The 6,037-nt window shown below is 39.8% G+C and carries 5 protein-coding genes; 4 read left to right on the top strand and 1 reads right to left on the bottom strand.

The genetic code is table 11. The features are described from left to right. The first annotated feature begins 138 nt into the window (after positions 1-138). The 4 genes from HGO23_RS10465 (at position 139) to HGO23_RS10450 (ending at position 5,014) form a co-directional block, all read left to right on the top strand. The gene (locus tag HGO23_RS10465; RefSeq protein WP_209026580.1) at positions 139-681 is read left to right on the top strand and encodes a fimbrial protein; all 543 of its coding nucleotides are present in this window, start codon (positions 139-141) and stop codon (positions 679-681) included. Positions 682-852: 171 nt separating this feature from the next. Then, positions 853-1,479, top strand: a complete 627-nt coding sequence (locus HGO23_RS10460; RefSeq protein WP_342355485.1) for a fimbrial biogenesis chaperone — start codon at positions 853-855, stop codon at positions 1,477-1,479. 82 nt (positions 1,480-1,561) lie between these two features. Next, on the top strand, positions 1,562-4,045 hold the full coding sequence (locus tag HGO23_RS10455) for a fimbria/pilus outer membrane usher protein (protein ID WP_209026578.1): 2,484 nt from the start codon (positions 1,562-1,564) through the stop codon (positions 4,043-4,045). 12 nt (positions 4,046-4,057) lie between these two features. Next, positions 4,058-5,014, top strand: coding sequence for a fimbrial protein (locus HGO23_RS10450; protein ID WP_209026577.1), 957 nt, complete (start codon positions 4,058-4,060; stop codon positions 5,012-5,014). A gap of 194 nt (positions 5,015-5,208) precedes the next feature. Here HGO23_RS10450 and HGO23_RS10445 read toward each other — a convergent pair whose 3' ends face one another. Continuing rightward, entirely contained in the window at positions 5,209-6,030 is an 822-nt protein-coding gene (locus tag HGO23_RS10445; RefSeq protein ID WP_209026576.1) for an intradiol ring-cleavage dioxygenase, read from the bottom strand. Positions 6,031-6,037 lie beyond the last annotated feature (7 nt).

Here is a 6,037-nt window from a genome sequence, read left to right as displayed (position 1 = left end):
TTGATCTTTTTTGATTCTTAAGGTAAATTTTTCTTCTTCGCACAGAAACTTGTGACCGAAATTTTTTGTTATAACGTTTTATTGTTTTGCGTTATACATAATAACTAGTTGTATATTATGATCATTATGGATATGTAAATGAAAAAGGCTTTAGTTTCATCTTTTATTGCTGCAATATTGGTTTCAGTAAGCAATATTTCTTATGCGGCTTTTCCGGCAACAACGGGGACAGTAACATTTAAGGGGGACATTGTAGCATCAACCTGTACTGCTTCTAGCAAACCTGTGAAGATGGGGACATATCACACGAGCGATATAAACGGAAAAAAGGGAATTAAAGTTACAGGGAGTGAAAAGGATTTTAATATCCAATTAACTAATTGCCCTGTTACTGCTGTACCTCTTTCCATGGATGTCAAATTTTCTGGGAGTAATAAGGATAGTAAAGATGGCAAGTTATTGGCGTTAGATACATCTGGAGCAACTGGGATTGGAATTGGTTTTTATGACGACGGAGGTAACCAAATAGATTTGTCTACTACTGCCATACTAAAAAAGGACATTTTAATCAATAAAAAAGATATGATTATACCTTTAAAAGCGGCTTATGTATCTAATGGAGATGCCGTTAAAGCCGGAGCGGCCAATGCCACACTTAGTTTTAGTATAGATTACAAATAAAAATCATTTATAAACATTTCTTTCCTGGCCGCAGAGGTATTTTTATGGCTGCGGCCGGGAGCTATTAACATCATAAATAGTCATGTAATAATGAAAAATAAAATAAAAAGAATATTTACATCGTATATGCTAACGAAAAAAATAACGCTTATATGCTCATTGTTTTTTATATTGCCGTCCTGGGCGGGTGTAACCGTTGGTGGAACCCGTGTTATTTATAAAGGCAATAAAAAAGAAACTTCAATTTCAGTGAAAAACTCTGACGAAAGCCGGCCTTATTTAATTCAGTCTTTTATCAGTACTGATTCAAAGGGAGAAAAAGCCCCTTTTATTGTGACACCGCCGTTATTTCGTTTGGATGCTGGCAAGGAAAGTATTCTTCGTATTGTCCGTACCGGAGGTAATTTACCTGAGGATAGGGAATCGGTTTTTTACCTTAATGTGAAGTCTATTCCTTCCGTACAAGAGAACGAACAGAATACTTTATTGATTACGGTGAAAACCCGAATCAAATTGTTTTATCGGCCTGAAGGCATTGAAGGTGATTCTGAAGAAGCTTATAAAATGCTGAAATTTCGTCGCATTGGTCACCAACTTGAGGTCAGAAACCCCAGTAATTATTACGTAACCATCGGGCAGCTTGAAGTGGCCGGAAAACCCCTGACGGGGACTGATATGATCGCTCCACAGGGCGTAGCGCATTTCGTCCTGCCATCTGAATCACCAGGCTTAGTTAGCTGGAATAGCATTAACAGTTATGGTGGTGTAAGCAAAGAGGTAATTAAAAACCTGCCTTAAAAAGAAGATGAAAGATAACAAAGATAAATATTGGGGACTAAAAATTATATTTATTAAATATAAAAAAAGTGGTAGCACAATTATGCCAGTATGTTTGCTTTCAGTCTTTATTTTATGTTTTTCCGTGTTGTTATCATTACCCGTCATGGCACAGGATTATTTTCGATTATCAGCATTGGAATTAAATGATACTCAATCGGTAATTGATTTAAGCGTATTTTCATTCCCCGGTGGTCAATTACCGGGTCAGTATCAGGTAAACATATTTCTTAACGGCAAAGAGCAAGAAACAAAACAGGTTAATTTTATTAAGCTGGAAAACGGCAAACTGTCTCCACAGCTAACGGTCAATAATTTAAAACAGTTTGGCGTGAAAATGTCAGATTTTCCTGCGCTGATGAAACTCTCGCCTGAACAAATTATTGATGATATTAGCGAGTATATTCCACAGGCATCGGCTTCATTTGATTTCTATGGGCAACGTCTGGATATCAGTATTCCACAAGCCGCATTGGATAATCAAGCCAGAGATACTGTGGCATCACATCTATGGCAACAGGGAGAGTCAGCATTTTTAATGAGTTATAATTTTAGTGGATCAGAAAATCATAATAAAAATACAAAAAACCAAAGTTATTTTTTAAATTTACAAAGCGGAATAAATATCGGACCGTGGCGGGTAAGAAATCAATCAGTTTATGACTATGATTCTGGAAAAAATAAAGGTAAGAGTCGTTTTTCATCCATTAACAGCTACATCCAACGGGACATTCATGGACTAAAAAGCCAGATAATTCTTGGCGAAACCTTTACTGACGGAGATATATTTGAAAGCGTGCCGTTCATTGGTGCCTCTATGACATCCGATAATTTAATGTTGCCCGGTAGCCAACGTGGCTTTGCGCCAATTATCCGTGGTCTTGCTCAAACCAATGCGCGCGTAACGATTCGCCAAAATAATTACGTCATCTATGAAAGCTATGTTCCGCCGGGGCCTTTTGTTATCACGGATCTTTATTCAACCTCCGGCTCCGGTGATTTGGAGGTCACGATCACCGAAAAGGACGGGCGACAGCGTAAATTTGTGCAACCATTTTCATCAGTGCCAATGATGCAGCGAGAAGGGCAATTAAAATATCAGCTTACCCTGGGGCGTTACCGTTATTCCGATGCTAACGCTGATAAACCTTATTTTAGCGAAGCGGCATTTATCTATGGGCTCTCCAATCGGTTAAGTTTGCTATCTGGTATGCAGGTAGCAGAAAACTACCGGGCATTTAACGCGGGTCTGGGGGTTGGGTTAGGTAATTTTGGTGCGATTTCTCTGGATACGACACTGGCAGATGCCAGATTGCCGGAGAATGAACATAAACGGGGGCAATCGTATCGAATTCAATATACGAAAAGTATTGAAGCAACGGGGACATCCCTGACTTTGGCTGGGTATCGTTATTCCACACCAGAATACTATTCATTTGCAGAGACAAATGAATATTCAGTAAGAAAAGACGCCAGCCGCGCACAAAATAAGCGTAGCCAATTGCAGCTAACCCTAAACCAGGGGATGGGGGATTTTGGCAATCTTTATGTATCTGCCTATCAGCAGGATTACTGGGGAAAACAAGGCACCAACCAATCATTATCTGCCGGTTATAACATTAACCTTGCCGGGATCAGTTATGGCTTGAATCTTTCCTACAATACCAATCATGAATCCATTAAGAGTAAGGATATACAGGCATCGTTTAACGTCTCTATTCCACTGGATAAGTGGCTGCCTAATGGATGGGCAACTTACAGCATCAGCAGAAACGGCCACAGTCAGGGAAGTCAACAACTGGCTATAAGTGGCAGCGCATTGGACGATCATGCCTTGTCATATAGTATCCACGGGGAGCACAGCAATAATATGGAAGGGGCGAGTGGCGGTGCTTCGCTGGGATATAGCCATTCTTCTGGCCGTGTGAATCTGGGTTACAGCTACAGTGATAATAGCCAGTCGCTTAACTACGGGTTGTCTGGCGGTCTTGTCGCCCATCAAGACGGTATTACGTTTTCCCAATCATTGGGTGAGACCGTGGCACTGGTTAAAGCAGCTGGTGCAGCAGAAACAAAAATTTTGAATCACAGTGGAATTAAAACGGATTCACGTGGCTATGCCGTAATCCCGTCGATCGAACCTTATGCCTACAACCGGGTTGCCTTGGATACTGAAATGCTGGCTGATGGCGTTGACCTTGACAACTCAGTGCAACACATTGTACCGACTCGCGGTGCCGTGGTTGCTGCCGATTTTCGCGTCCGTCAGGGGCACCGGATATTGGTAACATTACGTCACAACGGCAAACTCGTACCTTTTGGTGCCAGCGCAGCGTTAATAAACAGTGACAGTAGCGGAATTGTTGGTGATGACGGTGAGCTGTATTTGAATGCTGTCCCCGAGCAGGCAGAAATAAAAGTACAATGGGGAAAAAATAAAGGTCAACAATGTCATGCAAAAACAGATTTATCAGTGCTGCCCGAAAAGTCAGGCGTATTACGCCTGATTGCTGACTGCCGCAGTTAAAAGGAATTTATCATGTTTAATTTTGAACGTAATAATCACTTTCAGATTAAAGCTAATAACTTTTTATTGGTATTATTAATTATCATTGTCGCGGGGAGTTATTCAACACGAGTTACAGCAGCAGTATGTAAGACTGATAGAATTCAGGAAATAGTCAAATTTGATGATATTTCTATTGACTATAATAAAATGCCGTACAAGAAAATCATCTCCAATAATGGGAAGGATGTAAAATGCAGTAAATACAATCAGAATATATATGTACAATCTATCAATGGAGTAGTAGGTTCCCACAAAAATAACTTTTATAATACCAGTCTCCCTGGTGTCAGATTTAAATGGAGCCTCAAACCTAATGGTTTGGAACATGCGGAAATGATACAGGGCAGTATAAGAGGGATCGGCAAAGAAAAGAAATTTGACAGTAAGTTTCATATAGTGATCGATGGTAGTGTTCAATCTGGAAAAATCAATGAGATAAAAATAACGATGGCTCGTCAAGATGAGAAGAAAAAGTATACCGGAGAGATTTTGTACGAATATATAATCCCGGCTTTTAACGTCACGGCAAGAACTTGTAAAATAACTACTCCGGGTGTTAATGTTCCGATGGGAACCGTATTAATAAGTCATTTTAAAAACAAAGGTGATACCGCCGGTGGACGTTCTTTCGAGATTGGTGTGCAATGCAAAGGATCACCGAACGCGAATATTACCTGGAATTCGGCAGATATTAATGCAAAAGCAAATGGAGTGATAAATGCTGATTCAACCTCATCAGCAACAGGGATCGGCATCCAGATTTTAGATAGCGGAGGCAATCCTGTGAAATTTAATCAACCGCAGGATCTTGGCAAGATAAATTCTCCGAAAACATTGTCATATATGGCGAAGTATTATCAAACCAGTAATCGTGTTTCTGCCGGTAGCGTTAATGCCACAGCCACCTTCACTGTCGATTATAAGTAATCGAGAGATAGCCATTCATCAGCGAAATCAAACTTTTCTGGGGCGACCCCTGTATGTATTAATTAACCCCGAGGAGGCTTTGGATTCTCTGTTCCTGCCGGTAACCAATCCAATCACAGGAGGGGTTAAATGCCTCTCCTGCATTGGATTAGGCTAGATGTGATCTGTCAGTTCTCTGTCTTAGGTAATCATACCTATACAGTGTGTTTAGCCAAGTCTTTAGGGGTTATTTTCTTGGACACATTGTCTTTATTAATCGATAAGACTATCTTTCCATGTAATCCATCCAATAGATTATCCCCTATCTTTTTTACTGTTAAAATTGCAGCTCTATTTTTAACGCCAGAAAAGATGGAATCATCTTCATTTTTAAGCCTATTAATATCCCTTGGAGAATACATATCATTAATCATGATTTCTTCAGATATATCCTCAGGGAAATATAATTGACCTACAAAATAGAATTTATCTTCCTGTCTTTTTTGTACATTCGCACTCCTTGCTGATAAATGGATATGTAAAGCTCTTCCAGCATAAAATCCAGGGAAAATGGTGGTGAATCTGACGATGCCTTCTTTATCTGTCCTTTGTGCCCCTCGAAGGAATGTGCTTTCATCCGTTCTTGAAATCGTCCCTATATCACCAGATGGAGCCTTGAGGTCTGGGTTTATGTATTTCCAACCTGAATACTTTCCCATTGCATTACAATGCCATATATCAATAAAGATATCATCTAAAGGTTTGCAGGTTACAGAATCAATTATTTTCATTGTCAATAAAAGAGGTATTCCTGGTTCATCCTCGGTTATATTCCGTCTCAGCAGTTTGTTATTTATAAAATATGGACCTGACATTTCCTCTGGGGTCATCTCGCAAACGCCTATATTAATATCATCCTCTCTCTTTGGTTGGTTATTTGAAGAGGCGAGAACGGTTGTTGGAATCAGAGGTAATAATGAAAATACTGCACCAGTAATACTTGCCTGTTTCAGAAAAAGTCTTCTTTCATTTTTCACAAAGTGG

The sequence above is a fragment of the Xenorhabdus budapestensis genome (genome assembly GCF_017743015.1).
In the GTDB taxonomy this organism is placed as follows: domain Bacteria; phylum Pseudomonadota; class Gammaproteobacteria; order Enterobacterales; family Enterobacteriaceae; genus Xenorhabdus; species Xenorhabdus budapestensis.
Note: the sequence above shows the minus strand (reverse complement) of the source record. Positions and strands in the feature narration are given on the sequence as shown.

What these genes read in the sequence shown, in the direction of transcription:
- HGO23_RS10465 (WP_209026580.1), top strand. Translation starts at nt 139, where the DNA reads ATGAAAAAGGCTTTAGTTTCATCTTTTATTGCTGCAATATTGGTTTCA.
- HGO23_RS10455 (WP_209026578.1), top strand. Translation starts at nt 1,562, where the DNA reads ATGCCAGTATGTTTGCTTTCAGTCTTTATTTTATGTTTTTCCGTGTTG.
- HGO23_RS10450 (WP_209026577.1), top strand. Translation starts at nt 4,058, where the DNA reads ATGTTTAATTTTGAACGTAATAATCACTTTCAGATTAAAGCTAATAAC.